Origin of the sequence: Halomonas sp. 111, assembly GCF_052379685.1 — a bacterium.
Classification (GTDB): Bacteria; Pseudomonadota; Gammaproteobacteria; order Pseudomonadales; family Halomonadaceae; genus Vreelandella; species Vreelandella citrativorans.
Map to the genome: position 1 here is coordinate 1 of NZ_JBQSYV010000058.1, position 742 is coordinate 742.

1 pseudogene is annotated in these 742 nt (G+C 61.5%); it reads right to left on the minus strand.

The features are described from left to right. Positions 1 to 742 (minus strand): annotated as a pseudogene (locus ACT3T7_RS18410) (FAD-binding oxidoreductase); the annotation flags it as partial.

Here is a 742-nt window from a genome sequence, read left to right on the forward strand (position 1 = left end):
AGCACTATAGGGCATCACCAACACGCGCAGGTTGAGCCGTGAGAGCAGTTCGACCACGTCCATGACCAGTTTGGCTTCAAAGTGCGTGGTGAACGCATCCTGAACCACAATCACGCTATTGGCGCGCTGCTGGTCGGTGAGCAGAGCAAGCGAGGTGGGCGTGGCTTCCGCCACGCCCCAGGCACGCAGCTGCTTTTTAATGCTGGCGCGGGAGAGCAGTGGCGAGTCGCTCATGCCCACGCTACGGCGCATCAGCGTTTCCACCCAGCGCTGGCCCATCACGGCGTTATACAGCGGCGCTGCCCTGGCAAGCGTGGGCAGCATGAACTCTGTGCTGCCTATCACGTAGTCGCGCAGGGGGCGTAAATAGCGTCCGTGATAGACCTCCAAGAACTGCGAACGGAACTGCGGCACGTTGACCTTGATGGGGCATTGCCCCGCGCAGGACTTGCATGCCAGGCAGCCGGCCATGGCGTCGTAGACCTGATGAGAGTAGTCGTGATGCTGCTGGCGGCTGAACGTATTCGCCAGGCGTTTCGGGAAGTGTTTAACAAAGCCCCATTGGCCTTCCGCCTTTTTCTTGCGCGACTCCTCGACCACGTCGATGCCCGCCTGGGATTGCAGACGTAGCCATTCACGCATCAGGCTGGCGCGCCCCTTGGGCGAGTGAATACGGTTGCGGGTCGCCTTCCACGACGGGCACATGGGGTCGTCCACGTCGTAGTTGTAGCAGGCGCCGTTG